A 2,713-nucleotide genomic window follows, 5' to 3' on the forward strand; every position below is an offset into this window, starting at 1 on the left:
CTACTGAGATCGGCATTAATCCGCGCCACGGGCGTTTCAACGGTCTGGCGCGTTTCGGTTTTGCGCTCGTCCCCCTCATGCCGCAGCAACAGCCGCTCCGGGTCGCTGCCGTCGTCAAACATTACCACCGCCGTCCGCACCGCCGCGCCGCTCTGAATCCAGGCCCGGTCAGGCCACGCACGGAAGATTGACCCCGTTTCCAGAATCCGTTCCAGCACGCGGGCATTCTCGCCCCCAGCAATACTATTTGTGGCGATTAGACCCACCCGTCTGGTCTTCCCGTCGGCCACGTTCTCGCGCGCCTTCTCAAAGAAGAAGCACACGAAGTCCGAGAAACCAGGAATCCGGCCCTCATACGCTTTGCGGAGGCGGTCCACATACTCGCCGCCCAGTTGCTCACGCATGGGCGAATACCCCAGAAAGGGTGGGTTGCCCACGATGAACTCCGCAGCGGGCCAGGTGGCGACGTTGCCTGTGGTCTGCCCAGTGGCGTCCAGTTCCATCACGCCGTCGGTCAAGCGCAGGCCGGGCAGCTTATCCAGCACGGGCGGGGTCTTGGGTTCCTCGCCCTGTTTGTACGGCCACTGTTCGCCATGTTCGCGCAGCCATTGAAGGTAGCCAATCCACAGCACCATGCCCGCGATCTCATGGGCGTAAGGGTTGACCTCCATGCCCAGCAGTTGCCGGGGCGAAACGCGCGGCTGGGGCGCAACATTCGCAGTCAGGCCGCGAATAGTGGCGCGCACCTCGGCTTCCAAGTCCAGCAGCAGGCGCAACGTGACATATAGAAAGTTGCCTGAACCCATCGCCGGGTCCATAACGGTCACGGCGGCCAGACGGTTCTGAAAGGCCGTCAGCAAGGCCACCGCCCCATCCACCTGACCCTGCCCCAGCCCACCGGGGGTGTAGAGGTTGCCCCCATGTGTACGAGCGTTCTCGATTTCCACCACCACTGGGGCCAGTTCGGCACGCAGGGTTTCCCACTCGGCGCGCAACGGGCGCATGACCACCGGCTCCACAATGTCCAGAATATCGGCCAGCGGCGTGTAATGCGCCCCAAGTTGCCAGCGCTTATCCGGGTTGATAACCGTTTCAAACAGCGTGCCAAAGATGGTGGGGTCAATCTGCCGCCAACTGCGAAGGGCCGCGTCACGCAACAGCACGATTTCAGCGCGGCTCAATGCTGGGGCGCTGGTGTCCTCGAAGACGCCGCCGTTAATGTGCGGAATGCGCCCGGCCAGCGTCACCCGGCCCACCTTCATGGCCGCAAACAGTTCCTCGCACATGGGCTGAAAGTCCGGGGCATTCCTGGCCGCCTGCGTCAGCAACCGCGTGAAGGTGCCTTCTGGAATCAGGTCCACATCCTCGGCAAAGAGGGTGAACATGGTCCGCACCAGAAAGTGTGCGACCCGGTCCGGGTTTTCGCCCCGGTCCTTCAGCGCCCCGCTGATCTTGGCCAGGTCCGCCACGGCGGCCACCGTCGCCTGCTCAATGACGCGCGAAGGGTTGAAAAACTGAGGCTCGGTCCAGACCTTCCGCAGATCGGCCCGCCTGCCTTCATTCAGCAGGTCTTCCAGCTTCCAGACCCGCGTGACCTTCTGCGTGCCGGTGAAGTTGGTATGAACCTCGATGGTGTGCATATCGGACACCACCTGAAGGGGCGGGTTTTCCAGGTCTTCACGGTAGGAAAGAAGCTGCTGATACGCCTTCTTGAGGTCCGCGCCCACGCCCTTGTATTCCCAGCCAAAGCGCCCGCGCCACCACACGTCCGCGTACCCCTTCTTGCCCGTGACCTTCGAGACGTGCTTTTCAAAGCGGTACTCGGTGCCGGAAGGGTCATGGTCTAGCGGTTTGGGAACGCCCAGCAGTTCGCATAGGTCGTTGAAATGGGACTGGACGGCGGCCTTCTCGTTGACAGTAACTTTGCGGTAGTGCGCCACAAAATCTTCAGGGGTGCGTGCCATGTGCGCCCAGTATGCCGGAAGTCCTTCGCCGGGCTGACAGCATGTTGCCGGGTCTGGCGATCTGGTTCGCCATCCCCCATGCCGCGCCCACAGGTGAGCCGCCCGTCATGCTTGCCTACTTTGAAGCAGACCCGGACACCAGCGAAGGCGCGGCAGCCTTAGCCGCCCTCGGCATCAAGCGGTGGACACAGCCCAAACCCAACATCATCAACTGATCCACCCCGCCTGCCAGGGTTGCCCGTGCCGTGAAGGTGTGGACACTCTGGCGGGCAGACTGTGGCAGCAGATAGCCCGCGCCCCAGCCTTCCGACGGGGCAGCCCCCCGACTCATCCGGCCTGGCAGGATGACCCCCCCACCGCCCCACCTTTAGGTGTGCGCCCCATGCGCTACACCATGATGGCCTCAGACTTTTCACCGCCAAAAAATCGGACAAATGGGACACCCCTTCGCAGACATGGGCCGCCCAGAACTGGACAGACTGGACACCCCCACAGGGGCGCACAGTGACCCAAATGCCACACCCCCAAGTGCAGGCGTGGACGCGCCAGAATGTCCGAAATGTCCGGCCCCTATGTGCGGGCGTGGGTGCGCCGGAATGCACGAAATGGGAGGCCCCCAAATGCGGGCGCGAGTGCTTCAGAATGTTAGGAATGTGAGGGTGACCCGGTTTTGCGCAGATGGAGATAAGCCTCGAAAATAGGAGGCACCATCATGACCCACCGCAGAATCCATTCCGCCGAATTCAAAC

2 protein-coding genes are annotated in these 2,713 nt (G+C 62.5%); one reads left to right on the plus strand and one right to left on the minus strand.

The window, feature by feature from the left end; genetic code table 11:
* Positions 1–1,964: DNA methyltransferase (locus Q322_RS0119845; protein WP_029479569.1), on the minus strand; the 1,964-nt coding region annotated here is incomplete at its 3' end.
* Positions 1,965–1,975: 11 nt separating this feature from the next.
* Here Q322_RS0119845 and Q322_RS23740 point away from each other — a divergent pair.
* Positions 1,976–2,179 carry a hypothetical protein gene (locus tag Q322_RS23740; protein ID WP_156953194.1) on the plus strand — a complete coding sequence of 68 codons (204 nt, stop codon included), beginning with the start codon at positions 1,976–1,978 and terminating at the stop codon, positions 2,177–2,179.
* Positions 2,180–2,713: the final 534 nt, after the last annotated feature.

This window comes from Deinococcus frigens DSM 12807 (assembly GCF_000701425.1).
GTDB lineage: Bacteria > Deinococcota > Deinococci > Deinococcales > Deinococcaceae > Deinococcus > Deinococcus frigens.

Coding starts and splice junctions, on each gene's coding strand:
- Q322_RS23740 (WP_156953194.1), top strand. CDS start 1,976: ATGCCGGAAGTCCTTCGCCGGGCTGACAGCATGTTGCCGGGTCTGGCG.